The organism is Nocardioides sp. Soil805 (genome assembly GCF_001429625.1).
In the GTDB taxonomy this organism is placed as follows: domain Bacteria; phylum Actinomycetota; class Actinomycetes; order Propionibacteriales; family Nocardioidaceae; genus Nocardioides.
This window is the reverse complement of sequence record NZ_LMSU01000003.1, coordinates 266,291-291,452: the sequence shown is the minus strand read 5'-3', so window position 1 is coordinate 291,452 and position 25,162 is coordinate 266,291. Positions and strand designations below refer to the sequence as shown.

The window sequence follows — 25,162 nt, the reverse complement described above, 5'->3', positions numbered from 1 at the left end:
ACGGCGTCGACCTCCACCCCACCACCCACGATGGGAGGCCCCTCTGATGGCCGCTCCTGCACTGGTTGCCCTGGCTCACGGGAGCCGTGACCCCCGCTCCGCCGCGACGATCACCGCGCTCGTCGACGAGGTCCGGGCGATGCGCCCCGACCTGCGCATCGAGCCGGCGTTCCTCGAGCTCTCCAAGCCGTCCTTCGAGACGGTCGTCAACAAGCTGGTCCGCGCCGGCTTCGACGAGATCGTGGTGGTGCCGCTGCTGCTCACCGAGGCCTACCACGCCAAGGTGGACGTCCCCGAGGCCATCGCCGCCGCCACCGCCCGGCACGAGGGGCTGACCATCCGGGCCACCAAGGTCCTGGGCATGGAGGCCGCCTTCCTCGAGGTGCTCGACCTGCGCCTGCGTGAGGCGCTCAAGGAGGCCCGGGTCCGCGAGCTCGACGCCCTGGTGCTGGCCGCCGCCGGCTCCTCGGACCCCCTCGCCAACCAGGCCGTGGCGAGGCTCGCCCGGACCTGGGGCACCCGTCACAAGCTGCCGGTCACGGCGGCGTTCGCCTCGGCCGCTCCCCCGGCCGCCGGCGAGGCCGTGCGGGCGTTCCGCGCCGAGGGCCGTCGCCACATCGCCGTCGCGTCGTTCTTCCTGGCGCCCGGCTTCCTGCCCGACCGGGCCGCCGAGCTCTCCCTCGAGGCCGGCGCCGTCGCCGTCTCCGCGCCCCTCGGGGCGCACCCCGAGGTCGCCCGGGTGGTGCTGGCCCGCTACGCGGTCGGCGCGGTCGAGCTCGTCCCTGTCTGACCCACCAGCCTGAGCGCCTCGCGCCGTGAGAGCGGTGCGAGGCGTTCGGCGTGCGCCGCGACGTACGCACGCACCCAGTCGGCGTCGGTGCGGCTGTGCTCGCGCAGCGCCCACCCGATCGCCTTGCGGACGAAGAACTCCGAGCCGTACGTCGTGCCCTCGAGGTTGGCGTCCAGCACGTCGGCGAGCAGCGTCGTGTCGGTGGCGTCACGGTGCCGCAGCTGGGCGAGGATCGCGGTCCGTCGCACCCACATGCTGTCCCGGTCGCTCCCCCACGCACGTACGACCGGGGTGACGGCGACGCGGTGCCCCCGCAGGACGTCCCCGACCAGGTGGCTCGCGACCTCGTCGACGACGTCCCACCAGGCGCCGGTGCGCACCAGGTGCAGCAGCAGCGGCACGAGGTCGGGGTCGGTCCAGCGCCGGTAGTGGTGGTGGCGGAGCAGGGCGATGGCGGCGTACCACTCCTCGCGGTGGCTGGCTCCGTCCCACAGCTCGAGGGCGGTGTCGCGCCACGTCCCGGGGTCGTGGAGGCGGTGCTCCGCGAGCAGCGGGCGCAGCAGGGCCCGCAGCTCCGGCGCGCTGAGCCCGCGGTAGGGCAGGGACGACTTCATGTACGCCTGCTGCTGCCGGGCCCGCTCGGGGTCGCCGACCAGGCTCAGCGCGCGGCGGACCGCAGCGACGAGGGCGGGGTCGGCACTCATCCCACGGCACTCACCCGACAGCACTCATCCCACGAGGCGCTCGAGGAGGTGCTCCAGCTGCCGGGACGGATCGGTGGTCACGCCCCCGTGGACGGGACCCGGCTGGAGCACCGTGCTGCGGGGGGCCTTGAGGAAGCCGAAGCGCTGGCCCAGGGACTGCTCGGCAGCGGCGCCTCCGCGCTCGTCGCCGCGGGCGACGCCCTCGACGAAGGCCAGCGCCGCGCAGACCTGCGCGGTGTCCAGGCCCGGGTCGAGGGCGGCGAGCCGATCGGCGTCGCAGTGCCACGCGACGTCGAGGTGGTCGGCCGCCTGGCAGTAGAGCACCACGCCGACGTTGAGGAACTCCTCGCGGTCGGGACGTGGCACGCAGCGCAGCACGACGTACTGGTAGGCGAGCCGCTTCATGCGCCACCGCCGGGGAGCCACTGGCGGGTGCCGAGGCGGGCGGTGAGGAACTCGACGTACGCCGCCCGCAGGGCGTCCGGGGTCCCGGCTCCCGGCACCGGCTCCAGCCACGCGTCCGGGACCCGGGCCAGGACCCGGGCGAAGGTGTCGCGGTCCAGCTGCGGGGTGATCGCGGCGTCCGCGGCGGCGACGCCGTGGAGGTGCCGCCCGAGCACGTGGTCGGACGCGTCCCAGGGCTGTCGCGCGAAGCGCTCGGGATCGGTGACCCCGCCGGCCCAGCCGTGGTGGAAGTAGAGCGAGGCGCCGTGGTCGATCACCCACAGGTCGCCGTGCCACAGCAGCAGGTTGGGGTTGCGCCACGAGCGGTCCACGTTGGCGCAGAAAGCGTCGAGCCAGATCACGCGCGCGGCCTCGTCGGCCGAGGTGGCCGCGTCGGGGTCGAGCGCGGTGCCGTCGAAGCCGAACGCACCCGGCAGGAAGTCGACGCCGAGGTTGAGCCCGGCACTGGCGTTGAGGAGGTCCTGGACCTCCTCGTCGGCCTCGTAGCGGGCGATCTCCGGGTCGAGCTCGAGGGCGACGATGCGCGGGGTGCGCAGCCCGAGGTGCTCCGCGAGCCCGCTGACGATCACCTCGGCGACCAGCACCTTGAGGCCCTGTCCCGCGCCCCGGAACTTGCAGACGTAGGTGCCCAGGTCGTCGCCCTCGACGATCCCGGGCAGGCTGCCGCCCTCCCGCAGGGGCGTCACGTAGCGCGTGACGAACACCCCGGGGAGCGTGCCCTCCTCGGTGCGTGAACCGGTCGTGGTCACGTGACCGGGTCCTCCTCCACGAGCCGCCGGCGCTCGCCCGCGACATCGAAGTCGGCCGGCGGCCACGCCGGGGCGAGCTCCTCCAGGGCCTCGTGCAGCATGGTGGCGATGGCCCAGTTGCGGTACCACTTGCGGTCGCTGGGTACGACGTACCACGGGGCCTCGGGGGTGTTGCACCGCTCGAGGGCGATCTCGTAGGCCTCCTGGTAGGCCCGCCACTGCGACCGCTCGTCGATGTCACCGGGGTTGAACTTCCAGTGCTTGGTGGGGTCGTCGAGCCGGGCGAGGAGACGTGCCTTCTGCTCCTCGGCGGAGATGTGGAGCATGCACTTGAGCAGGGTGACCCCCCTGTCGGCCAGCTCGGCCTCGAAGCGGTTGATGGCGTCGTAGCGGCGGGTGATGGCCGACCGGGTCGTCAGCTCACGCACCCGGGCGATGAGGACGTCCTCGTAGTGGGAGCGGTCGAAGACCCCCACCATGCCCGCCTCGGGCACCGCTCGACGGATCCGCCACAGGAAGTCGTGGCGGCGCTCCTCCGCGTTGGGCGCCTTGAAGGAGCTGATCCGCACGCCCTGCGGGTCGATGAGGCCCACCGAGTGGCGCAGCACGCCGCCCTTGCCGGAGGTGTCCATGCCCTGGAGCACGAGCAGCACCCGTCGGTGGCCGTCGGACTTGCCCTGGGCGTAGAGCCGCTCCTGGAGCTCCGCGAGCGGCTCGCCCACCGCCGGCAGCGCCGCCTTGCCGGCCACCTTGTCGCCGTCGAAGCCGGGGGTGGCACGCGGGTCGATACTGCCCAGGTCGACCGGTCCCTCGGGGATGCGCAGGAGCGGGCGCACGGCCTCTCCGGTGGCACCGGTCGTCTTCGCAAGATTCTTCTTCTTCGTGCCCATCGCTGCAGTATGTCCCAGTCGCGAGCGCTCAGGGCGTGTCGAGGTCGACGTCGTCGGCCCCCAGCTCGTCCTTGACCACCGCGAAGGCCATGCCCGGTGGGTAGCCCTTGCGGGCGAGCATCCCGACCAGGCGCCGGGTCGCCTTGTCGCGCTCGAGGCCGCGCATGGTGCGCAGCTTCTTGCGGACCAGGGCGCGGGCCGCGGTCTCCTCGTCGTCGGGGTCGATCTCGTCGAGGGCCTCGCGCGCCACCTGGTCGTCGATGCCCTTGCGTCGCAGCTCGTGAGCGAGAGCTCGCCGGGCGAGTCCCTTGCCCGGCTGCCGGGAGGCGATCCAGGCCCGCGCGAAGGCCTCGTCGTCGACCAGGCCGACCTCCTCGAAGCGGTCGAGCAGCGCGGACGCCAGGTCGTCGGGGACGCCCTTGGTGGCGAGCTTGTCGGCCAGCTCCCGGCGCGAGCGCGCCTGACCGGTCAATGCGTCGAGGAGGATCTTGCGCGCCACCGACTCGGGATCGGCATCAGGGCCCTGCGCCACCCGGTCCGGCGGAGCAGGAGCGCGACGGGCACCCGGGTCTGCGGAGCGGCCGGGTCCACGCTCCCGTGACCTGCCCGAGCGTCGACCGGAGCGACGGGTGGACACCCGCTGGAACGGCTCGTCGGGCTCGTCGGACTCCGGGGTGCCGGACTTCGACAGCCTCGCCGACCGGGTCCAGGCCTCGACACCGTCGTGGACGTCTCCCGCCCACGACGGCGCCGGCCTGGACTCACCCGACGGGGGGCCCGACTCAGAAGTCATCCACGCCGATGGGCTCGTCCGACAGGTCGGACGGGGAGTCGACCTGCGGACCGACACCCAGCTTCTCGAGGATCTTCTTCTCCAGCTCGTTGGCCAGGTCGGGGTTGTCCTTGAGGAAGGTGCGGGCGTTCTCCTTGCCCTGCCCGAGCTGGTCGCCCTCGTAGGTGTACCAAGCGCCGGACTTGCGGACCAGACCGGCCTCGACGCCCACGTCGATCAGGCCACCCTCGCGGCTGATGCCCTTGCCGTACATGATGTCGAACTCGGCCTGCTTGAACGGCGGCGCGACCTTGTTCTTGACGACCTTGACGCGGGTGCGGTTGCCCACCATCTCCTGGCCGTCCTTGAGCGTCTCGATGCGACGCACGTCGAGGCGCACCGAGGAGTAGAACTTCAGCGCGCGACCACCGGTCGTGGTCTCGGGCGAGCCGAACATGACGCCGATCTTCTCGCGGAGCTGGTTGATGAAGATGGCGGTCGTGCCGGAGTTGTTGAGGGCACCGGTCATCTTGCGCAGCGCCTGGCTCATGAGCCGCGCCTGGAGGCCCACGTGGCTGTCGCCCATCTCGCCCTCGATCTCGGCGCGCGGCACGAGCGCGGCCACCGAGTCGATGACGATGAGGGACAGGGCGCCGGAGCGGACGAGCATGTCGGCGATCTCGAGCGCCTGCTCACCCGAGTCGGGCTGGGAGACCAGCAGGGCGTCGGTGTCGACGCCGAGGGCCTTGGCGTAGTCGGGGTCGAGCGCGTGCTCGGCGTCGATGAAGGCCACGATGCCGCCGGCCGCCTGGGCGCTGGCCACCGCGTGCAGGGCGACCGTCGTCTTTCCCGAGGACTCCGGACCGTAGATCTCCACGACACGGCCGCGGGGCAGACCACCGAGGCCGAGGGCCACGTCGAGTGCGATGGCGCCGGTCGGGATCACCTCCAGCGGAGCGCGGGTGTCGTCGCCCAGTCGCATGACCGAGCCCTTGCCGAACGACTTCTCGATGTTGGCGAGTGCGGCATCCAGTGCCTTCTCGCGGTCTCCACCAGCCATGTGCGTGTCCTTGTCGTGTCCGTCGGGTAGTCAGGTACGTCTGCGACGCTAGGACGAGCCACCGACATCGCCTGATCAGCCCTGTCGAACGCTGTGGACAACCTCGCCGTGCGTCGTACCTGTGGACACAATCTAGCCCGAACAGTTGTTCGAGTGGTGCATGCGGGGCCGCGTGTCGCGCGTCAGCGCGCCGGGTCGGACGCCGCGTCGGGGACCGAGGTCGTCAGGGTGCCCGCCACCACCCCGGCCCCGAGCACCGCGAGCGCGAGCACCCCGGCGAACGTCGCCAGCACGGGGTAGCCGAGCCAGCCCACGATCAGTCCGGCCAGCGCGCCGCCTCCGGCGGCCGTGAGCGACATCGCCATGTCGGCCGTGCCCTGCACGTCGGTGCGTGCCGACACGGGGGTCAGGTCCGCGATGATCGTCGAGGCGGCCACCGTGGCGCACGACCACCCGAGCCCGAGCAGGAACAGGCCGGCGAAGATCTGCCACGACGAGCCCTCCGGCGCCAGCCCGCACAGCACCAGCGACACCAGCAGCACCACTCCCCCGGCCACCAGCACCCGCGGCCGGCCGAGGCGGTCCGCGGCGAGGCCGACCACCGGGGAGAAGGCGAACATCCCCAGGACGTGCACCGAGATCACGAACCCGATGACCTGCAGCTGCGCGCCACCGTGCTCCATGTGCAGGGGCGTCATGATCATCACCGTGACCATCGCGGCGTGGGCGCACGCCATGCCCGTGATGGCAGCGCCGAGGGCCGGCTGGGCGCCGAGGGCGTCGGTGAAGCGCGACCAGGACCGGCCGCTGCGGGCCTCGCCCGTCGCACCGGCGGCGGCCTGGGCGAGCAGCAGCGGGTCCGGTCGCAGCAGCACCGCGACCCAGGCCGCGGAGAGCACCAGCACCACGGCGCCGATCGCGAAGCCGCCGGTGAGCTCGGGGATCCCGAGCCGTCGCGCCAGTCCGGCGCCCACCCCGGTGAGGTTGGGCCCGGCCACGGCGCCGATCGTCGTCGCCCACACCACGACCGACAGTGCACGACCGCGCGTCTCCTCGGGCGCCAGGTCGGTGGCGGCGTACCGGGACCCGTTGTTGACCGCCGTGGTCGCGCCGAGCAGCACCGCGCCGGTGAGCAGGACGGCCATCGAGTCGAGCACCCCCGCCGCCACGCACAGGGCTGCCCCGCTGGCCCCGGCGAGGTAGCCGGTGACCAGCCCGACGCGCCGTCCGCGCCGGCCCATCAGGCGGGCGAGGAGGTACGCCGCGAGGGCGGTGCCGAGGACCTGGAAGGTCTGCGCCAGGCCGGCCTGGGCCTCGGAGCCGGAGATGTCGCGCGCGAGCAGGGACGCGGTCGCCACACCGATGGTGACGCCCACCGCCCCGACCGCCTGCGACACCACCAGCACACGGACGGTCCGCGCCTGCACGTGGGCGTGCTCGGCGAGGCTCCCGTCCGCGGGCGTGCTCATCGTTCGGAGTCCGGCAGCTCGAGGACGCGCCACACTGCGGCCCACACCTGCTTCGGAGGTACGCCGGCACCCAGCGCCTCGACGACCGTGCGACCGCCCAGCTCGCCGATGACGTAGAGCTCGGCCCACGATCGCGACGACGCCGTGCCGAGGGTGTGGTCCAGGCGTGCCCAGAACTCGGTGTGCCTCATCCGCGGACCGCCCGGACCTCGAGCCAGTCCTCGGCACGCGCGGTGCCCGGGACCACCGACACCGAGACGTCGGTCCAGCCGGCACCTGCCACCACGGCGGTGACGGCGTCGGCGCGCCAGTAGGTGAAGTGCCGTGGGCTGCGGATCGAGCCGTGGGTGGACCAGCCGTCGCCGTCGCCCTCCTTGAGCGCGACGCGCAGGAGTCCGCCCGGCCGGGTGACGGCCGCGAGACGGGACAGGACGGTGGGGAGGTCGGGGCGCGCGACGTGGAGCAGCGAGGCGTTGGCCCACACCGCGTCGTACGGACCCTCGCTGGACGACAGGTCGTCGGTCAGCGGGTCGAGGAGGTCCGCCTCGTGGCCCTGCTCACGGAGCATCCCCACGAAGGCGGGCGTGACGTCGGTGCGGCGCACGCGCAGCCCCAGCTCCTCCATGAACGCCGCGTCGCGCCCTCCTCCGGAGCCGATCTCCAGCACGCGGGCTCCCGCGCCCAGGGCGGCCGCGAGCTGCTCGACGTCGGCGCGGACGGACGCCGGCAGGGCAGGACCGTTGGCGGCGTACGCCGCGGCGTCGAGGTCGTAGGCGCGGACGGTCGCCGCGCGTTCGTCGCTCACGCCGTGCCCACGTCGTGCGCGTGGTGCAGCACGTCGTGGAGGTGGTAGGTCCCCAGCGTCTCGACGGTGAACTCGCTGCCGTCGGACCGGGTCCCGCGCCGGCCCGCCTGCTCGTCCGTCACGCTCGCGTAGAGACCCGCCACGTGCCCGGCCGCCTCGACCAGCTCGGCGTCGACGGAGGCCGGGTCCTGCTCGGCGTAGCGCGACGCGAGCGCGGTCTCGTCCTGGTCCCAGTTGGCGAAGCGGGGCTCGTCCCGCGCCAGCATCAGCGCGACCCGCTCGGCGAAGACCCGGTGCACGTCGCGGACGTGGCAGGCGTACTCCAGCGGCGACCACACCCCGGGGCCGGGCCGCACCGCAGCGTCGGCCCGGCCCAGCACCGACGACCAGGCCATCGCCGAGTCGTGCAGGAGGCCGGGCAGCGAGGCCAGCGAGTGGGCCTGCGGGTCGAAGCCGCACTCGGTGCACGGGCGTTCGAGCACCCAGGTCCAGTCCTTGGTGTCCGGGGCGATCGGGTCGGGATCGGGCATGGCTCCATCCTCGCAGCGGCGCCCCGCCCGGCGCGAACCGGTTCAGCGGTCGTGGGGCGTCACTGCCCGAAGGGCACGTCGGTGCACGCGAGCCGGGCCCCGGCGGCTCCCGTGACCGGGTCGGTGGGGCCTGCGTGGATGACCACGGAGCCCGCCGTGCCGGCGGCGACGAGCCACGGGACCTCGGTGGACCCCACGCCCCTGCCCTGCTCGTCGGTGGTGAAGTCCAGCCAGATCTCGCGCGACGCCAGCGGCTGGGTGGTGTCGGTCCCGTGCTGGTAGTGGCCGCCGGACGCCATCGGGTCCGCGCCGCAGGGCGCGACGTGCACGTGGGCGCCGAACGTGCGCGCCGGGGGCAGGCCGCGCACCATCAGCCGTACCTCGGTCCGCCCGTCGGCGGCCCAGGAGTGCACCTGGGTCCGGATGCCGGCGTACGCGGCGTCGTGCACGACCGTCGGTCCACGACCGTGGTCGACGAGGACGCGGTCGGCGACCGTGATGGTGGGTGCTGCGACGAGCACGGCCGTGCCGGCCAGTGCTCCGATCAGGGAAGTGCGCATGTCGTTCGTCTCCGGACTGGCCCCGTCGGGGCCTCACCCGTTGTGCTCGCGAACGACCGCAGCGGTTCGTGCGGTCCAGACCGGTCGCGGCGCGCAGGCACGATCCGCGGATCATGGTGAACCACCGGGCCGGGTCGGGGGCACAGGTGGGTGTGCAGGGGATCGAGATGAGCAGCGACTGGTCGCAGGCGAACGACGCCGAGCTCGTCGCCGGCGTGCGCGAGCACGACCGCGGCGCGCTGCATGAGCTCTTCGTCCGGCACGAGCCGTGGATCGCGGCGCGCCTCTCCCACCGGTGCGCCGACCCGTCGATCGTCGACGAGGCGGTCTCCGACACCTTCCTCGCCGTGTGGCGAAAGCCCGTCTGGCGTGGTGAGGGCGAAGTCGGCGCCTGGCTGTGGGGCATCGCCATCCGGTCCCTGCTGCACCGGTTGCGACCCCGCAAGAACGTCGTGGAGCGCCTCGCCGCCCTCCGCGGCTCGCAGCCGGTGTCGGCCGAGGAGGAGGTCCTCGCCCGCGTGCAGTACAGCAACGTCGGCATGGCGCTCGAGCGACTCTCACCCGAGCTGCGCGCCGTCGTGCAGGCCACCGTCCTGGACGGGCTCACCACGCGCGAGGCCGGCCAGCTGCTGGGGATCCCCAGCGGCACCGTGAAGAGCCGCATGAGTCGGGCTCGCACCGAGCTGAGGAGGTCCCTGCTGTGAACACGTGGCACGTCTGCGAGGACGACCTGGTCACCTACCGGTCCGGCACGGCGGGCGCGGTCCTGACCGCGTCGGTCGAGGCCCACGTGCTCGTCTGCCCCGAGTGCCGATCCTCCCTCGCGCAGGCCGGGGACGGGTCGCACGGTGCCGACACCCAGCGGCGGTGGGCCGCCCTGGTCGAGCAGATCGACCGTCCCCCCGCCTCCCCCCTCGCCCACTGGGCCGGCACGCACCCGTCCCTGGTCTCGCGTGCGTCGCTGTCCAGCCGTCCGCTGCTGGCGGCGTGGGTCTCGGCGCTGGCGCTGGTGCTCCTGCTTCCCGTGCTCCCGGTGCTGCTCGCCGGACGGGAGGCCACGACGGCACTGCTCGCCGTCGCGCCCCTGGCCCCGATGGCCGCCGTCGTCCTCGCCTACCGCCGGTCCACCGACCCCGCCGGTGAGCTCGCCCTCGCGACGCCGCTCGCCGGGTTCCAGCTGGTCGCCACCAGGGCGCTCCTCGTCAGCCTGGCGGCGGTCCCGGCAGGCGTGCTCGTCGCCCTGGCGCTCGGCCTGCCGACGTACGTCGCCTTCGGCTGGCTGCTGCCCGGTCTCGCGCTCTCGGCGCTGGTGCTGGTCGTGGGCACGGTCCTCCCGGACCCCGCGGTGGCCGCCGCGGTGCTGGGCGGCACCTGGGCGCTGGCCGTCACCCTGCCGTCGCTCTCCCCCCGCGGCTCGTCGGACCTGGTGGCGGATGTCGTCACCTCGCCGGGCGCCCAGCTGCTGGCCCTGGCCGTCGCGACCGCCGCGTTCGCCCTCGCGTTCGCCCGCCGCGACCACATCACCTACCGGAGGACCGCATGACCATCGTCCACGACCGAGCCGGGACCGTCATCCGCACGACCGGCCTCCGCAAGTCGTTCCGGGGCGTCCGCGCCGTGCGCGACGTCGAGCTCGACCTGGGCGGCGGCGTCATCGGGCTGCTCGGTCCGAACGGTGCCGGCAAGACCACCCTGCTGCGGATGCTGGCCACGGTGCTGGCACCCGACACCGGCGAGCTGCGCCTGCTCGGTCGCGACCCGCGCCGCCCGGCCGAGCGGCTGGAGATCCGCCGCCGGCTCGGCTACCTCCCCCAGGCTCCCAGCCTGTACGGCGGGTTCACGGTGCTGGAGATGGTCGACTACGTGGCCGTGCTCAAGGAGCAGACCGACCCGGCCGCCCGACGCCGGGACGCGACGCGCGTGCTGGAGTCGGTCGGCCTCGGCGACGTGAGGCACCGCAAGGTCCGCACGCTGTCGGGTGGCATGCGCCAGCGCGTCGCCCTCGCCGCCGCGCTGCTGGGCACCCCCGAGCTGCTGGTGCTGGACGAGCCCGCCACCGGCCTCGACCCCGAGCAGCGCATCGAGCTGCGGTCGCTGCTCTCCGAGACGGCGCGACGCGGCACCGTGGTGCTGTCCACGCACAACACCAGCGAGGTCGCCGCGCTGTGCCAGCGGGTCCTGGTGATGCGCGACGGGCAGATCCACTACGACGGCACGCCCCAGGGCCTGCGGACGACCGCGGAGGGTCGGGTCTGGGAGGCCGACGAGCCGGACCCCCGGGCCGCCCGCAGCTGGATGACCGCCGAGGGCCGCTACCGGCACGTCGGCGTCCCACCGGACGGCGTCGAGCCCGCGCCGCCCACCCTCGAGGACGGCTACCTGTTCGTGTCGAGGGGGACCCGATGACCGTGGCACCGCTGAGGCAGGCGGCGCTCCCGACGGCCCGGGCCATCCGCTGGGTGCCCCTCGTCGGTGTCTCCGCGCTCGTGCTCCTCGTGCTGCTGGTGGCGAGGACCTCCCAGCGCCCGGTCGACCTGGTGCTGGCCGTCGCGTCCGCGGCGCTCGCCTGCGCCGTGGTGGGCGCCCTGCACGACCCCGCTGCCCTCCTGCTCGCCGCCGCGCCGGTCTCGGTCATGCGCCGGCGGCTCCTGCGTCTCACGCTCGTCCTGCTCCCCGCGTTGGTGGTCTGGGGCGTGCTGGCCAGCGTGTCGCACGCCTCCCCCGGTGCGACCTCCCCAGGACCGCTGCTGGCCCTCGCCGCGGCGGGGGTCGCCGTGGCGGTGTGGACCCCGGCGGAGCCGGGCGTCCTGGTGGGTGCGTCCGTGCCGGTGGTCTGGTTCGCCCTCGACATGACCGTGCCGGGATCGGGGCTCCTGTCCGACGCCGCGGGGTGGTGGCGCACCGCGCCGCAGGCCGTGGTGGCCGTCGCCCTCGTGGCGCTGCTCGCGGGGCGGCGGCGATGAGCGCCGTCGCCCGGGCGCTGCCGAGGACCCGGCCCCGGGCGCGGACCCGGGCCGTGGTCCGGTCCCTGGCGCTCGCGGAGTCCCGCCGGATGCTGCGCAACCCCGTCCTGTGGGCCTGCACCGGCCTGTCGGTGTGGATGATGTGGTCCGTCGTCCCCACCCCGGACGAGTGGCCCGGCGCGTCGTACGAGGAGATGGCGACCTGCGCCGTGCCGCTCCTGTTCGCGGTGTCGGTCGTCGCCGCCGTCTCCTTCAACCGCGAGCGCCTCGACGTCGCCGCGGACGCGCCGGTGACCGAGGTGCAGCGCTGCGTCGGCCGGTGGGTGGGGGCGCTGCCGCTCCTGGCCGTCGCCGCCGGGTACGCCGCGCTGCTTGCCTGGCGCCAGCGCGACCTCGGTGGCCTGTGGCTCGGGACGGAGCCGGGGCGCACGACGGAGGCGCTCTTCACCGCCGGCGAGCTCGTCCAGCCCGTCGTCCTGGCGCTGCTGGCGGTGTCGACCGGGGCCGCCCTCGGCCGCCGGCTCCCCCTCGTCTCTGCGCTCCCGCTGCTCTTCGTGCTGTGGTTCCTGGTCGCCTTCTACTGGCTGTTCGGGGCCGCCGCGGTCGTGCCGCTCTCGATCCTCCAGGTCCAGCCGGTGCGCGTGTTCGCCGGCACGCCCTACGCCGACCCCCTCCGCTTCCCGTCCCAGTGGCTCCTGGAGGCGCCCGGCGAGTTCAGCGAGCAGTGGTCGCGCGTCGTCGTGTCCGCCGGCCTGTCCTGGTGGCACGCGGTCTGGCTCCTCGGACTGTCGGCGCTGTGGGGCGCCGTCACGGTCCCGCGCGGCCGGGCCCGTCGGTGGCTCGTCGCAGCGGGCTCGGTCCTCGCCGTGGTCGGAGTCGTCGCGCAGTACTGGGTGCTGCCGTGAGGTCCCCCGCCCGGCGCCTCGGGCTCGTGGTCCCGCTGCTGGTCGCCCTCGTCGCCTGCGCCCAGGCGGCGTCGGACGACGACGGTGAGCTCATCGTGGGCGGCTCGCTCTCGCCCGCACCGGCCAGGACGGCGGACCCGACGCCCGTCGTGATCGACTCGGACCTCGCCCCCGACGACCTCGCCGCCATCGCCTACCTCGTCCGTCACCCCTCGGTCGACGTGCTCGCCATCTCCGTCCCCACCACGGGCATGGTGACCTGCGGTGGGGGCGTCGACCTCCTCGCGGACTTCTTCGAGGCCATCGGTGCGGCGCGCGTGCCGGTCGCGTGCGGAGCGGCTCCGAGAGGCCCGCACGGCGTGCCGTTCCCGCGCACCTGGGCGACGGGTGCAATGAGCCACAGCGGGCTGGACCGGTCGGGAGCCGGTGCGCTGCCCCCCGTCACCGGGGCAGACGCGGCGACGTACGTCGCCCGGTTGGCCGACCGCGTCGAGGGACTGCAGGTCGTGGCGCTGGGTCCGCTCACCGACCTCGCCGAGGTCCAGCGCCGGCACCCGGAGTCCTACGCGCGCCTGGCCGGGGTCATCTCGATGGCCGGGATCGTCGACTCGCCGTCACACGACGACGAGCTCGGCGTGGGCGAGTGGAACGCGGCCGCGGACGTCGACGCCTTTGCGGCCGTGGTGGCGGGCGACGTGCCGCTGACCATCGTCCCCGACGACCCCGTCCCGCCCGGTCGCCCCGACGGGCTGGCCGCGCCGGTCGTGAGCAGGCTCGGGCTCGACCCCGAGTTCACCTCACCCGCCTTCTGGGACCTCGCCACGGCCGGGGCGTTCACGGCCCCGGACGTGATGACCGTCCGGACCGGCACGTGGGAGGTCGACGTCGAGGACGACCGCGGCCGGCTCCGGCGCACCGGCGACGGCCCCGTGCGGGTCGTCACCCGGCTGGACACGCCCGCCCTGGACCAGGCGTACGCGGCGGTCTTCGGCACCCACCTCAGGTGAGCAGCAGCGTGTCCAGCCGCCGGCGCACGACCGCCAGCCCGATGAGCCCCATGACGACCAGGTAGACCACCGAGACGGCGCTCTCCCAGCCGACCTGGCCCAGCGTCAGCTCGCGGCACAGCACCACCCCGCGGTAGAGCGGGGTCACCTCCACCACCCAGCGCAACCACCCGTCGTACGCCGTGATCGGGAAGAAGGTCGCCGAGAAGAGGAACAGCGGGAGCTGGAGCAGGGTGATCTTGTCGAAGTCCTGCCAGGAGGTCATCCACGTCGTGGCCGCCATGCAGACGGCTGAGAACGCGAACCCGATCAGCAGGGCCGCGGGCAGCGCCAGGATCGCCGTCCACGAGTGCAGCATCCCCAGCGCCCACATCAGCAGCAGGAAGGCCACCGAGTAGCTCGACCCGCGCAGCTGACCCCAGAGGATCTCGCCCCGCGCGATGTCGGACGTCGTCAGCGGGGTGGCGAGCATCTGGTCGTAGAGCTTGTCGTACTTGAGCTTGAAGAACACGTTGTAGGTGCTGTCCATCAGGGCGCCGTTGAAGGCGCTCACGGCGAGCATCCCGGGTGCCACGAACTCGGCGTACGGGATGGACTGGCCGCCGACCTCGAAGTCGGCGACCAGCTGGCCGACGCCGATGCCGATCGAGAAGAGGAAGAAGACGGGCTCGAGGAACCCGGTGAGGAAGAGCTTCCACTGCTGGCGGTAGACGGTGTAGCTGCGGGTGACCAGCAGCCAGGCGGCCCGGGCCGGCCCGAGCGGCGGGTGGACGGGGTGCGTCGTGGTGGCCATCAGTCGGCCAGCCTCTGCTCGAGGCCCGACACGGACCAGAACCATCCCACCACCACCGCGGCGACGAGCACGACCGCGTTGAGCGCGGCCAGCGGCCAGTCGACGGTGTCGAGGCAGAACATCCGCGACAGGTTGACGCCGTGCCACAGCGGGGTGAGCCGGGCGACCCACTCCAGCACCGGGCCGAGGTTGGAGATCGGGAAGAACGCACCGGAGAACAGGGTCAGCGGGAGCACGCCGAGGCGGAACAGCACCCCGAACGCCGACTCGCTGCGGATGCGCGTGCTGTAGCCGTAGACCAGCCCGGCGAAGGCCATGCCGACCAGCAGCTGCGAGCCGAACGCGAGGAACGGCCCCCACCACGACTCGAAGACCCCGAACGGGGCGAGCACCAGCATGAAGACGCCGCACGCGGTGGCCAGGCGGAAGAGCACGAACATCATGTGGGCCGCGACCAGGTGCCGCGGCTCCAGTGGCGTCGCGATCATCGAGTAGTAGGTCTTGTGCCACTTCACCGCGCCCATCACCGGGTAGGTGGTCTCCCCCACGGCGATGGTCATCGCGTGCGTGGCGACCAGCCCGGGCACGATGAACGCGAGGTAGGACGTCGCCCCCTCGAGCTTGGCCGGATCGCCCGCGATGAAGCCGCCGAGGAGCACGCCCATGGCCACCACGTAGAACAGCGGCGAGACGAAGGAGTTGATCACCCCGCCCTTCCAGGTCCGCTTGAAGACCGTCCACCAGTAGTCGGTCTGCCGCAGCGTCCCGGTGACCAGGCTGAGTCCGGTGTCCGGAACCGTGGAGGCCATCAGTCGACCAACGTCCGGCCGGTGAGCTTGAGGAAGACGTCCTCGAGGGTGGAGCGACGCACCAGCACGCCGATCGGGTCGAGGCCGCGCTCGTGCACCTTGGCGATGACCTCCTCGCCGTCGGGGCTGTAGACGAGGATGCGGTCGGGCAGCACCTCGAGACGGCCGAGGTCCTCGACCTTCTCCGCGATCAGCTCGTGCGGGTTGGTCTCGTCGGTGATGCCGAAGCGCAGCTCGGTGACCTCTCGGGTGGAGTGCTCCTCGATGAGCTGGCGCGGCGAGCCCTCGGCCGCGATGAGGCCCTTGTCCATGACCACGAGGCGGTCGCAGAGCTGCTCGGCCTCGTCCATGTAGTGGGTCGTGATCACGAGCGTGACGCCGGCCTGCTTGAGCCGGAAGAGCTGGTCCCACAGGACGTGCCGTGCCTGGGGGTCCAGGCCGGTGGTCGGCTCGTCGAGCAGCAGCAGGTCGGGCCGGTTGACCAGGCTGCGCGCGATGGTGAGCCGGCGCTTCATGCCGCCGGAGAGGTCCTCGACCTTGGCCTTCGCCTTCTCCGTGAGCGACACGAACTCGAGGAGCTCGTCGACGCGGCTGTTGACCTCGCCCTTGGGGATCCCGAAGTAACGGCCGTAGATGTAGAGGTTGTCGCGGACGTTGAGCTCGTTGTCGAGGGTGTCCTCCTGCGGACAGACCCCGAGGCGACCCCTGATCGCCGGGCCGTCGGTCGCCGGGTCCATGCCGAGGATCTGCAGGGAGCCGCCGCTGATGGGGCTGACGCTGGCGATCATCCGCATGGTGCTCGACTTGCCGGCGCCGTTGGGGCCCAGGAAGCCGAACGCCTCGCCGCGGCGCACGTCGACGTCGATGCCCTTGACCGCCTCGAAGTCGCCGAACGACTTGCGCAGTCCCCGAGCCAGGATCATGGATTCCGTCACGGCGCCGACCCTATAGAGCGGCACCGACACCGCTCGACCCGATGTCGGTCGCGACCGTGGAACACTCCCCGCCATGGGAGGCAGGTCCGAAGCGGCGCGGCACGACGACGCGCGGGTGGTTGCGGCGTACGACGCGGTGGCCGACGACTACGCCCGCCACTTCCCGGGCACCGAGCCCGAGTCCGCCCTCGACCTGGCGATGCTCGACCACCTGGTCTCACTGCTCGGACCGGACCCTCGGGTCCTCGACGCCGGGTGCGGGACCGGGCGGATCGGCCGCTACCTCGCCGACCGCGGCTGCCGGGTGACCGGCCTCGACCTGTCGCCCGGGATGCTGGCGACGGCGCGTCGCACGCATCCCGACCTGCCCAGCGTCGTCGGCTCGATCACCGACCTGCCGTACGCCGCCGGGTCGTTCGACGCGGCCGTGTACTGGTACTCGACGATCCACTCCGCGGACGTCCTGCTCCCCCGTGTCGCCGCCGAGGCCGCACGCGTGGTGCGCGCGGGTGGTCCGGTGCTGGTGGCCTTCCAGGTCGGGGCCGGGTCCCGGGAGGTTGGCCAGGGCTACCGGGCCCTGGGCCACGACGTGCGGATGACCCGCTTCCACCGCTCGCTCGCGCAGTGGGCCTCGGTCCTCGCGGACGCCGGGCTCGTCGAGCTCGCCCGCCTCGAGCGCGCGCCGGTGGACGAGAAGGATCCCCAGGGGTTCCTCCTCGCCCGACGCCCGGCCTAGTCCGCCGCGCTGCCCAGGAGCGACCGGGTGAGCACGGCCCCGTCCGCCTGCAGCTCGTGCGTGGCGCCGGCGAGGTCCTCGTCCGCCGGGTCCCGCCCGGCGATCGCGGCGCGCAGGACCGCCCGGCGTACGAGCTCCTTGGCGTACGACGCGGTGGTGCCCGAGGCCGCCTCCGCCGCGGCCGCGATCGCCTCGTCGCCGAAGCCGACCTCCGCGGCGTACAGGGCGATCAGCCGGCGGCGGGCGGCCTCGTCGGGCAGCGGGATCTCGACGGCCAGGTCGACCCGGCCGGGTCGCTGGGACAGGGCCCGCTCGAGGGCCTCGGCGCGGTTGGTGGTCAGCAGGAAGACCACGTCGGCGTCCTGGTCGAGACCGTCCATCGCTCCAGCAGGGTGAAGAGCAGGGGCGACGAGCCGCCGAAGTGACCGTGGTCGCGGTCCTCGGCGATCAGGTCGACGTCCTCGAGCACGACGATGGCCGGCTGGTGGGCGCGGGCGATCTGGGCGGCCTGCGCGACGTAGGCCATCTGGGTGCCCGCGAGCAGGACGACGGTGGTGTCCGCTCCGGCGCCGATCAGGTGGCGGACCGTGTGGGTCTTGCCGGTGCCGGGCGGGCCGTAGAGCAGGATGCCGCGCTTGAGGTGCTGCCCGCGGCGGCGGAGCTCGTCGCGGTGCACGGCGAGCTCGACGACGTGCCCGCGCACCTGGGTCAGCGTCCCCTCCGGGAGGATGACCCGGTCGGCCGGCAGGTCGGGGCGCCGGACGAAGGTGATCCCGCCCAGGGAGGGCTCGTAGGGGTTGCCGGCGAAGCTGACGACCTGGCCGCGCAGCACCGAGCGCGAGACGGCGAGGTCGCGGACCTCGGTCAGCAGCGCCGACCCGACCTCCGGGTCCTGCACGATCACCTCGAGGCGGGCCTCACCGCCGTACTGCGGGTTGTGACCACGCTGGAGCACGACGACCGGCCGGTCCGCGTAGCGGAACAGGTGCAGCCCGAAGGCCACCGTCGCCCGCTCGTCGTCCGGCCCGGTCGCGACGTTGAGCCGGTCGACCTGGCCCTGCCGGAACCGACCCCACTCCGCGTTGGCGATCAGGTCGCCGAGCGAGCTGTGGTGGCGCTGGTCGCCCCCACCGACGCCGACGAGCCGCGCGTCGGCGTCGCGGCCGGCGACCTCCGCCAGCGCGATGTCGACGTCGACCCACCGGTGGAGGTCGATCTTCTCGACCACCACCGGCAGCTCGTCGGCCCGGGTGCCCAGGTGCTCGTCGAGCACCTCGAGCAGCGGCGTCCCCCGCGTCTGCGGCTCCTCGCGCGTCAGCTGCTTGACCAGCGTGGCCAGGGCCTGCCGCAGGTCGTCGTCCCCCGTGTGCGTCATGGGCCGCAGCCTAGGGACGACCGGGGACGCCCGCGAGGGAGTTGCGGGCTACTTCTTGCGGGGCGCCTTCTTGGCCGCGGCGCGCGGCTCGCGTGCCGCGTCGGCCGCCTCCCGCTCCGTGGTGGCGCCCTCGGTGGCCAGGTGGCCACCGGTGTTCTCGAGGTGGGCCCGGATGAACCAGTGGAACTGCTCGAGCTCACCGGTCTGGCCGATGAGCAGGTCCTCGGTCACCGGGTCGACCTCACCGACGACGTCGATCGCCTTGCGGTTGTCCTCGATGACGCCCGAGTAGACGAGGTCGAGGGCGCCGAGGTGGGCCTGGGCGGTGTCCTTGCCGATGTCGTAGTCGTCCCACGAGCGAGCGGCGACGAGCGCACCCGGCGTGCCGATCGGCGTACCGCCCATGGTCGCGATGCGCTCGGCGACCGCGTCGGCGTAGCCGCGCACGAGGTCGACCTGGGGGTCGAGCATCTCGTGGACGCCGATGAAGTTGGGGCCCACGACGTTCCAGTGCACGTGCTTGAGCACGAGGTGGAGGTCGGTGTAGGCGAACAGTCGGTCCTGCAGTGCGGAGACGACGGTGGTGCTCTCCTTGGCGCTGAGGCCGGGGACGTGGAAGGTCTGGGTGGAGGTGCTCTTCGTAGCCATGCGCCCGACTCTAGGCATCCCTCCCCAGCCCGTCCCCACCCGCAGGGGCACGCGTTGCCGGGGCCCGGCTCAGGCGCTGCGGCTGATGCCGAAGGCGACGATGAAGCCCACGGTCGCGATGAGCCCGGTCCACAACCGGGTCTCCTCGAACGCCTCGGGGATCATCGTGTCGGTCACCATGGCCAGGATCGCGCCGGCCGCCACCGCGGTGATGGCGGCGACCGTCGGGTCGGACGCGTCGCCGAGCAGGAGCACGCCGAGCGCCCCGGCCACGCCGGCGGCGAGCGCGATGGAGGTCCAGACGCCGAAGACGAAGGTCGCGCTGCGTCCGGCGCGCTTCATGCCGACCGTGCTCGAGAGCCCCTCGGGCAGGTTGGAGACGAAGACCGCGGCGAGCACGGGTACGCCGACGCCGTGGCCACCGAGCAGCGACAGCCCGAGCACCACCGACTCCGGCACGCCGTCCAGCAGCGCGCCGAGCGCGATCGCCGTGCCGCTGCCCTGCTGGTCGTCCTCGCGGGGCTGCAGGTCCCCCGAGCGCTTGCGGTGCCGGGCGCCGCGACGGGCCAGGACGATGTTGCCGCCGACGTACGCGAGCGCGCCGACGAGGAACCCGGCGACGGTGGCCGGCACGCCACCGGTCGTGGCCGCCTCGTCGACGAGGTCGAAGGCCAGCGCCGAGATGAGCACGCCCGCACCGAAGGCCATCACCGTCGAGGACACGACCCTCGGGACCCGCACGAGCCACGCCACGGCGGCGCCGATCACCAGTGCGCCACCCGCCAGGAGACCCCACAGTCCGGCCTCGATCCAAGTGCTCACCTGCTCACCGTAGGGCCCGTTGTCGGTGCCGTAGGACAGACTGGCCACATGTCCGCGCTCGACCACTTCAGCGCCCCGACCCGTGCGTGGTTCGAGGCGGCCTTCGCCCGGCCCACCGCGGCACAGGAGGGCGCGTGGGACGCGATCGCCGCCGGCAAGCACGCGCTGGTCGTCGCACCCACCGGCAGCGGCAAGACGCTGAGCGCCTTCCTGCACGCGATCGACACCCTCCTCACCGCCGAGCGCCCCGACGACAAGACGCGTCGCACCCGGGTGCTGTACATCTCCCCGCTCAAGGCGCTGGCCGTCGACGTCGAGCGCAACCTGCGCGCCCCGCTCACCGGCATCCGGCACACGGCCGAGCGGCTCGGCACCGCCCTCCCCGACCTCACCGTCGGGCTGAGGTCCGGTGACACGTCGGCGGCCGACCGCCGCAAGCTGACGAGCACCCCGCCGGACATCATGATCACGACGCCCGAGTCGTTGTTCCTGATGCTGACCAGCCAGGCCCGCGAGTCCCTGCGGGGCATCGACACCGTGATCCTCGACGAGGTGCACGCGGTGGCCGGCGGCAAGCGCGGCGCCCACCTGGCGGTGTCCCTGGAGCGGCTCGACGCGCTCCTCGACCGCCGCGCGCAGCGCATCGGCCTGAGCGCGACCGTGCGCCCCCTCGAGGAGGTCGCGCGCTTCCTCGGTGGCAGTGAGCCGGTCGAGATCGTGGCGCCCCCGAGCGAGAAGGAGTGGGACCTGCGGGTGGTCGTCCCCGTCGAGGACATGACCGCTCCCGAGGAGTACGACGAGGAGTCCGGCGACCCGCAGCGCGCCACCAGCATCTGGCCGCACGTCGAGGAGCACGTCGTCGACCTCGTCGAGCAGCACCGCTCCACCATCGTCTTCGCCAACTCGCGTCGTCTCGCCGAGCGGCTGACCGCCCGGCTCAACGAGATCGCCACCGACCGCGCAGGCGGCGGGGACGAGGAGGGCGACGACCGGCAGGGCCAGCCGCCCGCCGAGGTGATGGCCCAGTCCGGGCAGAGCAGCGGTGCCGGCACAATCATCGCCAAGGCGCACCACGGCTCGGTCTCCAAGGAGCAGCGTGCCCTGATCGAGGACGACCTCAAGCGCGGCCGGCTGCCCTGCGTGGTCGCGACCAGCAGCCTGGAGCTCGGCATCGACATGGGCGCCGTCGACCTGGTCATCCAGATCGAGTCGCCCCCCAGCGTCGCCAGTGCCCTCCAGCGCGTCGGGCGGGCCGGCCACCAGGTCGGCGAGGTCAGCCGGGGGGTGCTCTTCCCCAAGCACCGCGGCGACCTGGCCCAGACCGCGGTGGCGGTCGAGCGGATGCGCAGCGGCGCGATCGAGTCGCTGTCCGTGCCGACCAACCCGCTCGACGTGCTGGCCCAGCACGTCGTGGCCTGCACGGCGATGGAGGACTGGGAGGTCGACGACCTCTACGACCTGGTGCGCCGTGCCGCTCCCTACTCGGCCCTGCCGCGCAGCGCCTTCGACGCCACCCTCGACCTGCTCAGTGGTCGCTACCCGAGCGAGGAGTTCGCCGAGCTGCGCCCGCGCATCGTGTGGGACAGGGTGACCGGCGTGGTCTCCGGCCGGCCCGGCGCCCAGCGGCTGGCCGTCACCAGCGGCGGCACCATCCCCGATCGCGGGCTCTTCGGCGTCTTCCTCGTGGGCGACAAGGCGAGCCGGGTCGGCGAGCTCGACGAGGAGATGGTCTACGAGTCGCGCGTCGGCGACATCTTCGCCCTCGGCGCGACCAGCTGGCGGATCGAGGACATCACCCATGACCGGGTGCTCGTCACCCCCGCCCCCGGCATCCCCGGTCGGCTCCCGTTCTGGAAGGGCGACTCCCTCGGGCGACCCGCCGAGCTCGGCGAGGCGATCGGCAGCTTCACCCGCGAGCTCGGCGGCCTCACCCCGGCCAAGGCCCTCGACCGGGCCCGCAGCCGGGGCCTCGACGAGTACGCCGCCGGCAACCTCGTCACCTACGTCACCGAGCAGCAGGAGGCGACCAACGCCCTGCCGTCCGACACCCAGCTCCTCGTGGAGCGCTTCCGCGACGAGCTCGGCGACTGGCGCCTCGTCGTCCACTCGCCGTACGGCACGCCGGTGCACGCGCCCTGGGCCCTGGCCATCAACGCGCGGCTGCGCGAGCGCTACGACATCGACGGACAGGCGGTGGCCTCCGACGACGGCATCGTGATCCGCATCCCCGACACCGAGAACGAGCCGCCCGGGGGCGACGTGGTCGTCTTCGAGCCCGACGAGATCGAGCAGCTGGTCACCCAGGAGGTCGGCGGGTCGGCCCTGTTCGCCAGCCGGTTCCGCGAGTGCGCGGCGCGGGCCCTCCTGCTCCCTCGGCGCGACCCCGGGCGCCGCAGCCCGCTGTGGCAACAGCGCCAGCGCAGCGCCCAGCTGCTCGAGGTCGCCTCGCAGTACCCCTCGTTCCCCATCGTCCTCGAGGCCATCCGCGAGTGCCTCCAGGACGTCTACGACCTGCCCGCGCTGGTGACGCTCCTGCAGCGGGTGCAGCGCCGCGAGGTGACGGTCGTCGACGTCGCGACCCAGTCGCCGAGCCCCTACGCCCGCAGCCTGCTCTTCGGCTACGTCGCCCAGTTCGTCTACGAGGGCGACTCCCCCATCGCCGAGCGCCGGGCCGCCGCGCTGTCCCTCGACCAGGGACTGCTCGCCGAGCTGCTCGGTCGGGCCGAGCTGCGCGAGCTGCTCGACCCCGAGGTGCTGGCCGAGGTGGAGGCCGAGCTCCAGTGGCTGGCCCCCGACCGGCGCGCGCGCGACGCGGAGGCGGTCGCCGACCTGCTTCGCCTGCTCGGCCCGCTCAGCGCCGCCGAGATCGCCGCCCGCTCGGTCGAGGGTGCGGACGTCGACTCGTGGCTGGCGGCCCTCGCCGACGTACGCCGCGTGGTCCCGGCCCGGATGGCCGGCGACGAGCGCTGGACGACCGTCGAGGACGTCGGACGGCTGCGCGACGGCCTCGGCGTGCCCGTGCCGCCCGGCACCCCCGACGTGTTCACGGAGCCGCACGAGGACCCGATCGGCGACCTCATCGCCCGCTACGCCCGCACCCACGGGCCCTTCACCACCGCCGACGTCGCCGCGCGCCTGGGTCTCGGCGAGGCGGTCGCCCGGCACGCGCTGCAGCGACTGGTCTCGCGTGGACGCCTGCTCGAGGGCGAGTTCCGTCCCTCCGGCAGCGGCAGCGAGTGGTGCGACGCCGAGGTGCTGCGCAAGCTCCGCCGCAGGTCGCTGGCCCGGCTGCGCAAGGAGGTCGAGCCGGTCACCCAGGACACCGTGGCGCGCTTCCTGCCCGCCTGGCAGCGAGTGGGCGGCAAGCTGCGCGGCGTCGACGGCGTGGTGGCCGCGATCGACCAGCTCGCCGGCTGTCCCGTCCCGGCCAGTGCGCTCGAGCCGCTGGTGCTCGCGGCCCGCGTGCGCGACTACGAGCCGTCCTACCTCGACGAGCTCACCGCCTCCGGCGAGGTCGTGTGGGCGGGTCACTCCCCGCTGCCCGGCAGCGACGGCTGGGTCAGCCTGCACCTCGCCGACCAGGCCGACCTCACGCTGCCCGACGTGGCCGAGGACGAGCCGAGCGCGGTCGAGCGGGCCGTCCTGGAGGCGCTGGACCCCGGCGGCGCCTGGTTCTTCCGCCAGCTGTCCGACCGGGTCGGCTCCACCAGCGACTCCGAGCTCTCCGCGGCACTGTGGTCGCTGGTGTGGCAGGGCCGGCTCACCAACGACACCGTCACCCCGCTGCGGGCCCTGGTGCGATCGGGCAACGCCAGCCACCGCACGCGCCGCACGCCACCGCGCCTGCGCGCCGGCGGGCGGCCGGGACGACCGGGGGCAGGACGGATGCCCGCCCGCAGCGGGCCCCCGGAGACCGCTGGGCGCTGGGCGCTGCTGCCCGAGCGCGACTCCGACCCCACCCGCCGTGCCCACGCGACCGCCGAGCACCTCCTCGAGCGGCACGGCGTCGTCACCCGCGGGGCCGTCATGAGCGAGCGGGTGCCGGGCGGGTTCGCGGGGGTCTACAAGGTCCTGTCCGCGTTCGAGGACACCGGTCGCTGTCGGCGGGGCTACTTCATCGAGGGCCTCGGCGCCGCACAGTTCGGCTCCGCCGGCGCCATCGACCGGCTGCGGACCTTCAGCGAGCGGGCCGACGCCAAGCCTGGCGCCGTCACCCTGGCCGCCACCGACCCGGCCAACCCTTACGGCGCTGCGCTCGCCTGGCCCGCCGCGGAGGCGGGCGAGACGGCCGGGCACCGTCCCGGCCGCAAGGCCGGCGCGCTGGTGGTCATGGTCGACGGTGACCTCACGATGTACGTCGAGCGCGGGGGGCGCACGCTGTTGACCTGGAGCGACGACCCCGACCGGCTGGTGCCGGCCGCCTCGGCGCTGGCCGACGCCACCCGGCGCGGCGCGCTGGGCAAGCTCACCGTCGAGCGCGCCGACGGCGCCGCCCTGCTGGGCGGCGGCACCACCCCACTGCGCGCCGCACTCGACGAGGCCGGTTTCGTGGCCACCCCGAAGGGACTGAGGATGCGTGCCTGAGGGCGACACCGTCTACCGGGCGGCCCGCAAGCTCGACCGGGCGCTGACGGGCCACGTGCTGGCCGCCAGCGACTTCCGGGTGCCGCAGCTGGCCACCGTGGACCTCTCCGGGGCCACGGTGACCGGCACGTTCTCGCGCGGCAAGCACCTGCTCACCCACATCGAGCACGACGAGGCGTGGACGCTGCACACCCACCTCAAGATGGAGGGCAGCTGGCACGTCTACCCCCTGCACGAGAAGTGGCGACGACCCGCCACCCAGGCCCGCGTCGTGCTGCGCACCGACGCCCGCGCCGCGGTCGGCTTCTCCCTCGGGATCGTGGAGCTGGTGCCCCGATCCCACGAGCACGAGCTCGTCGGCCACCTCGGGCCCGACCTCCTGGGCGGCGACTGGGACGAGGCCGAGGCGTTGCGCCGCCTGCGCAGCGACCCCGCGCGGCCGGTCGGCGACGCGCTGCTCGACCAGACCAACCTGGCGGGCATCGGCAACATGTACATGGCCGAGCTCTGCTTCACCAGCGGGGTCCACCCGCTGCGGCCGATCGGCGAGGTCGGCGACCTCGTGCGGCTGGTGCGTCGCGCCCGCCAGATGCTCGACCTCAACAAGGAGCGGGCCATCCAGTCCACGACCGGGGACCTGCGGCCCCGGGAGCGGATGTGGGTCTACCGCCGTGACAACGCGCCGTGCCGGCGCTGCGGGACGGCGGTGCGCGTCGCGATGCGCGGGCCCGCCGAGCGGGAGCGGGCGTCGTACTGGTGCCCGCAGTGCCAGCCCGAGGGCTGACGGGAAG

At 73.6% G+C, this 25,162-nt stretch carries 28 protein-coding genes; 10 read left to right on the top strand and 18 right to left on the bottom strand.

The annotated features are described in order from the left end of the window. Nucleotides 1–46 precede the first annotated feature (46 nt). Nucleotides 47–790: a sirohydrochlorin chelatase gene (locus ASG94_RS16300; RefSeq protein WP_056927530.1), complete on the top strand. Its 744-nt coding sequence runs from the start codon at nucleotides 47–49 to the stop codon at nucleotides 788–790. Here ASG94_RS16300 and ASG94_RS16295 read toward each other — a convergent pair. The 11 genes from ASG94_RS16295 to ASG94_RS16245 form a co-directional block, all read right to left on the bottom strand. Beyond that, complete coding sequence (locus ASG94_RS16295) at nucleotides 754–1,494, bottom strand: DNA alkylation repair protein (RefSeq protein ID WP_056927529.1); 741 nt, start codon at nucleotides 1,492–1,494, stop codon at nucleotides 754–756. The genes ASG94_RS16300 and ASG94_RS16295 overlap by 37 nt on opposite strands. A gap of 24 nt (nucleotides 1,495–1,518) precedes the next feature. Continuing rightward, complete coding sequence (locus ASG94_RS16290) at nucleotides 1,519–1,899, bottom strand: DUF3037 domain-containing protein (protein ID WP_056927734.1); 381 nt, start codon at nucleotides 1,897–1,899, stop codon at nucleotides 1,519–1,521. Continuing rightward, nucleotides 1,896–2,708 (bottom strand): HipA family kinase, encoded by an 813-nt coding sequence (locus ASG94_RS16285; protein ID WP_056927528.1) that lies wholly within the window; start codon nucleotides 2,706–2,708, stop codon nucleotides 1,896–1,898. The genes ASG94_RS16290 and ASG94_RS16285 overlap by 4 nt, the downstream gene beginning before the upstream one ends. After that, on the bottom strand, nucleotides 2,705–3,598 hold the full coding sequence (locus tag ASG94_RS16280) for a PPK2 family polyphosphate kinase (protein WP_056927527.1): 894 nt from the start codon (nucleotides 3,596–3,598) through the stop codon (nucleotides 2,705–2,707). The genes ASG94_RS16285 and ASG94_RS16280 overlap by 4 nt, the downstream gene beginning before the upstream one ends. Before the next feature lie 28 nt (nucleotides 3,599–3,626). Continuing rightward, nucleotides 3,627–4,097, bottom strand: a complete 471-nt coding sequence (locus ASG94_RS22455; protein ID WP_235537299.1) for a regulatory protein RecX — start codon at nucleotides 4,095–4,097, stop codon at nucleotides 3,627–3,629. A gap of 283 nt (nucleotides 4,098–4,380) precedes the next feature. After that, nucleotides 4,381–5,430, bottom strand: coding sequence for a recombinase RecA (gene recA, locus ASG94_RS16270; RefSeq protein ID WP_056927526.1), 1,050 nt, complete (start codon nucleotides 5,428–5,430; stop codon nucleotides 4,381–4,383). 182 nt (nucleotides 5,431–5,612) lie between these two features. Beyond that, nucleotides 5,613–6,899, bottom strand: a complete 1,287-nt coding sequence (locus tag ASG94_RS16265) for an MFS transporter (RefSeq protein ID WP_056927525.1) — start codon at nucleotides 6,897–6,899, stop codon at nucleotides 5,613–5,615. Continuing rightward, nucleotides 6,896–7,090, bottom strand: coding sequence for a DUF3046 domain-containing protein (locus ASG94_RS16260; protein ID WP_056927524.1), 195 nt, complete (start codon nucleotides 7,088–7,090; stop codon nucleotides 6,896–6,898). Before ASG94_RS16260 ends, ASG94_RS16265 begins: the two co-directional genes overlap by 4 nt. Then, the gene (locus ASG94_RS22035) at nucleotides 7,087–7,704 is read right to left on the bottom strand and encodes a class I SAM-dependent methyltransferase (protein WP_056927523.1); all 618 of its coding nucleotides are present in this window, start codon (nucleotides 7,702–7,704) and stop codon (nucleotides 7,087–7,089) included. The genes ASG94_RS16260 and ASG94_RS22035 overlap by 4 nt, the downstream gene beginning before the upstream one ends. Then, nucleotides 7,701–8,234 (bottom strand): DinB family protein, encoded by a 534-nt coding sequence (locus ASG94_RS22030; protein ID WP_056927522.1) that lies wholly within the window; start codon nucleotides 8,232–8,234, stop codon nucleotides 7,701–7,703. The genes ASG94_RS22035 and ASG94_RS22030 overlap by 4 nt, the downstream gene beginning before the upstream one ends. 59 nt (nucleotides 8,235–8,293) lie before the next feature. Continuing rightward, a complete protein-coding gene (locus ASG94_RS16245) occupies nucleotides 8,294–8,794 on the bottom strand; it encodes a superoxide dismutase family protein (RefSeq protein WP_056927521.1) in 501 nt (166 codons plus the stop codon). Between the two features lie 167 nt (nucleotides 8,795–8,961). On the opposite strand from ASG94_RS16245, the gene ASG94_RS16240 reads away from it, so the two are divergent. Genes ASG94_RS16240 through ASG94_RS22020 form a run of 6 tightly spaced genes read left to right on the top strand, consistent with a single transcriptional unit; the run spans nucleotide 8,962 to nucleotide 13,669 of the window. After that, nucleotides 8,962–9,498, top strand: a complete 537-nt coding sequence (locus ASG94_RS16240; protein ID WP_056927732.1) for an RNA polymerase sigma factor — start codon at nucleotides 8,962–8,964, stop codon at nucleotides 9,496–9,498. Beyond that, nucleotides 9,495–10,337 (top strand): hypothetical protein, encoded by an 843-nt coding sequence (locus tag ASG94_RS16235; RefSeq protein WP_056927520.1) that lies wholly within the window; start codon nucleotides 9,495–9,497, stop codon nucleotides 10,335–10,337. Before ASG94_RS16240 ends, ASG94_RS16235 begins: the two co-directional genes overlap by 4 nt. Beyond that, nucleotides 10,334–11,200, top strand: a complete 867-nt coding sequence (locus tag ASG94_RS16230; RefSeq protein WP_056927519.1) for an ABC transporter ATP-binding protein — start codon at nucleotides 10,334–10,336, stop codon at nucleotides 11,198–11,200. The genes ASG94_RS16235 and ASG94_RS16230 overlap by 4 nt, the downstream gene beginning before the upstream one ends. Next, the gene (locus ASG94_RS16225; protein ID WP_056927518.1) at nucleotides 11,197–11,757 is read left to right on the top strand and encodes a hypothetical protein; all 561 of its coding nucleotides are present in this window, start codon (nucleotides 11,197–11,199) and stop codon (nucleotides 11,755–11,757) included. The genes ASG94_RS16230 and ASG94_RS16225 overlap by 4 nt, the downstream gene beginning before the upstream one ends. Beyond that, entirely contained in the window at nucleotides 11,754–12,662 is a 909-nt protein-coding gene (locus tag ASG94_RS22025) for a hypothetical protein (protein WP_162260826.1), read from the top strand. Before ASG94_RS16225 ends, ASG94_RS22025 begins: the two co-directional genes overlap by 4 nt. Then, a complete protein-coding gene (locus ASG94_RS22020) occupies nucleotides 12,659–13,669 on the top strand; it encodes a nucleoside hydrolase (protein ID WP_056927516.1) in 1,011 nt (336 codons plus the stop codon). Before ASG94_RS22025 ends, ASG94_RS22020 begins: the two co-directional genes overlap by 4 nt. Here the strand turns inward: ASG94_RS22020 and ASG94_RS16210 are convergent. The 3 genes from ASG94_RS16210 to ASG94_RS16200 are packed head-to-tail and all read right to left on the bottom strand — an operon-like array spanning nucleotide 13,662 to nucleotide 16,206. Beyond that, a complete protein-coding gene (locus ASG94_RS16210; protein ID WP_056927515.1) occupies nucleotides 13,662–14,462 on the bottom strand; it encodes an ABC transporter permease in 801 nt (266 codons plus the stop codon). The genes ASG94_RS22020 and ASG94_RS16210 overlap by 8 nt on opposite strands. Next, nucleotides 14,462–15,271, bottom strand: coding sequence for an ABC transporter permease (locus tag ASG94_RS16205; RefSeq protein ID WP_056927514.1), 810 nt, complete (start codon nucleotides 15,269–15,271; stop codon nucleotides 14,462–14,464). Before ASG94_RS16205 ends, ASG94_RS16210 begins: the two co-directional genes overlap by 1 nt. Further along, nucleotides 15,271–16,206: an ABC transporter ATP-binding protein gene (locus tag ASG94_RS16200; protein ID WP_442938515.1), complete on the bottom strand. Its 936-nt coding sequence runs from the start codon at nucleotides 16,204–16,206 to the stop codon at nucleotides 15,271–15,273. The genes ASG94_RS16205 and ASG94_RS16200 overlap by 1 nt, the downstream gene beginning before the upstream one ends. Before the next feature lie 73 nt (nucleotides 16,207–16,279). Here ASG94_RS16200 and ASG94_RS16195 point away from each other — a divergent pair, with 73 nt between their 5' ends. After that, a complete protein-coding gene (locus ASG94_RS16195) occupies nucleotides 16,280–16,942 on the top strand; it encodes a class I SAM-dependent methyltransferase (RefSeq protein ID WP_056927512.1) in 663 nt (220 codons plus the stop codon). Here the strand turns inward: ASG94_RS16195 and ASG94_RS22220 are convergent. From ASG94_RS22220 to ASG94_RS16180, 4 genes are all read right to left on the bottom strand, one after another. Next, entirely contained in the window at nucleotides 16,939–17,322 is a 384-nt protein-coding gene (locus tag ASG94_RS22220) for a hypothetical protein (RefSeq protein WP_200958152.1), read from the bottom strand. The two genes, ASG94_RS16195 and ASG94_RS22220, sit on opposite strands and share 4 nt — an antisense overlap. Further along, entirely contained in the window at nucleotides 17,280–18,317 is a 1,038-nt protein-coding gene (locus ASG94_RS16190; RefSeq protein WP_200958151.1) for an AAA family ATPase, read from the bottom strand. Before ASG94_RS16190 ends, ASG94_RS22220 begins: the two co-directional genes overlap by 43 nt. A gap of 48 nt (nucleotides 18,318–18,365) precedes the next feature. Next, the gene (locus tag ASG94_RS16185) at nucleotides 18,366–18,965 is read right to left on the bottom strand and encodes a Dps family protein (RefSeq protein WP_056927511.1); all 600 of its coding nucleotides are present in this window, start codon (nucleotides 18,963–18,965) and stop codon (nucleotides 18,366–18,368) included. 69 nt (nucleotides 18,966–19,034) lie between these two features. Beyond that, nucleotides 19,035–19,787 carry a ZIP family metal transporter gene (locus ASG94_RS16180; protein ID WP_056927731.1) on the bottom strand — a complete coding sequence of 251 codons (753 nt, stop codon included), beginning with the start codon at nucleotides 19,785–19,787 and terminating at the stop codon, nucleotides 19,035–19,037. Nucleotides 19,788–19,835: 48 nt separating this feature from the next. Between ASG94_RS16180 and ASG94_RS16175 the strand changes: the two genes are divergently transcribed. Both ASG94_RS16175 and ASG94_RS16170 read left to right on the top strand, forming a co-directional pair. Next, nucleotides 19,836–24,371: an ATP-dependent helicase gene (locus ASG94_RS16175; RefSeq protein WP_056927510.1), complete on the top strand. Its 4,536-nt coding sequence runs from the start codon at nucleotides 19,836–19,838 to the stop codon at nucleotides 24,369–24,371. After that, a complete protein-coding gene (locus tag ASG94_RS16170; protein ID WP_056927509.1) occupies nucleotides 24,364–25,155 on the top strand; it encodes a DNA-formamidopyrimidine glycosylase family protein in 792 nt (263 codons plus the stop codon). Before ASG94_RS16175 ends, ASG94_RS16170 begins: the two co-directional genes overlap by 8 nt. Nucleotides 25,156–25,162 lie beyond the last annotated feature (7 nt).

What these genes read in the sequence shown, in the direction of transcription:
- ASG94_RS16195 (WP_056927512.1), top strand. Translation starts at nt 16,280, where the DNA reads ATGGGAGGCAGGTCCGAAGCGGCGCGGCACGACGACGCGCGGGTGGTT.
- ASG94_RS16240 (WP_056927732.1), top strand. Translation starts at nt 8,962, where the DNA reads ATGAGCAGCGACTGGTCGCAGGCGAACGACGCCGAGCTCGTCGCCGGC.
- ASG94_RS16205 (WP_056927514.1), bottom strand. Translation starts at nt 15,271, where the DNA reads ATGGCCTCCACGGTTCCGGACACCGGACTCAGCCTGGTCACCGGGACG.
- ASG94_RS16185 (WP_056927511.1), bottom strand. Translation starts at nt 18,965, where the DNA reads ATGGCTACGAAGAGCACCTCCACCCAGACCTTCCACGTCCCCGGCCTC.
- ASG94_RS16225 (WP_056927518.1), top strand. Translation starts at nt 11,197, where the DNA reads ATGACCGTGGCACCGCTGAGGCAGGCGGCGCTCCCGACGGCCCGGGCC.
- ASG94_RS16230 (WP_056927519.1), top strand. Translation starts at nt 10,334, where the DNA reads ATGACCATCGTCCACGACCGAGCCGGGACCGTCATCCGCACGACCGGC.
- ASG94_RS16175 (WP_056927510.1), top strand. Translation starts at nt 19,836, where the DNA reads ATGTCCGCGCTCGACCACTTCAGCGCCCCGACCCGTGCGTGGTTCGAG.
- ASG94_RS16265 (WP_056927525.1), bottom strand. Translation starts at nt 6,899, where the DNA reads ATGAGCACGCCCGCGGACGGGAGCCTCGCCGAGCACGCCCACGTGCAG.
- ASG94_RS16260 (WP_056927524.1), bottom strand. Translation starts at nt 7,090, where the DNA reads ATGAGGCACACCGAGTTCTGGGCACGCCTGGACCACACCCTCGGCACG.
- ASG94_RS22030 (WP_056927522.1), bottom strand. Translation starts at nt 8,234, where the DNA reads ATGCCCGATCCCGACCCGATCGCCCCGGACACCAAGGACTGGACCTGG.
- ASG94_RS16295 (WP_056927529.1), bottom strand. Translation starts at nt 1,494, where the DNA reads ATGAGTGCCGACCCCGCCCTCGTCGCTGCGGTCCGCCGCGCGCTGAGC.
- recA (WP_056927526.1), bottom strand. Translation starts at nt 5,430, where the DNA reads ATGGCTGGTGGAGACCGCGAGAAGGCACTGGATGCCGCACTCGCCAAC.
- ASG94_RS16290 (WP_056927734.1), bottom strand. Translation starts at nt 1,899, where the DNA reads ATGAAGCGGCTCGCCTACCAGTACGTCGTGCTGCGCTGCGTGCCACGT.
- ASG94_RS22025 (WP_162260826.1), top strand. Translation starts at nt 11,754, where the DNA reads ATGAGCGCCGTCGCCCGGGCGCTGCCGAGGACCCGGCCCCGGGCGCGG.
- ASG94_RS16300 (WP_056927530.1), top strand. Translation starts at nt 47, where the DNA reads ATGGCCGCTCCTGCACTGGTTGCCCTGGCTCACGGGAGCCGTGACCCC.
- ASG94_RS22220 (WP_200958152.1), bottom strand. Translation starts at nt 17,322, where the DNA reads ATGGACGGTCTCGACCAGGACGCCGACGTGGTCTTCCTGCTGACCACC.
- ASG94_RS16210 (WP_056927515.1), bottom strand. Translation starts at nt 14,462, where the DNA reads ATGGCCACCACGACGCACCCCGTCCACCCGCCGCTCGGGCCGGCCCGG.
- ASG94_RS16280 (WP_056927527.1), bottom strand. Translation starts at nt 3,598, where the DNA reads ATGGGCACGAAGAAGAAGAATCTTGCGAAGACGACCGGTGCCACCGGA.
- ASG94_RS16190 (WP_200958151.1), bottom strand. Translation starts at nt 18,317, where the DNA reads ATGACGCACACGGGGGACGACGACCTGCGGCAGGCCCTGGCCACGCTG.
- ASG94_RS16245 (WP_056927521.1), bottom strand. Translation starts at nt 8,794, where the DNA reads ATGCGCACTTCCCTGATCGGAGCACTGGCCGGCACGGCCGTGCTCGTC.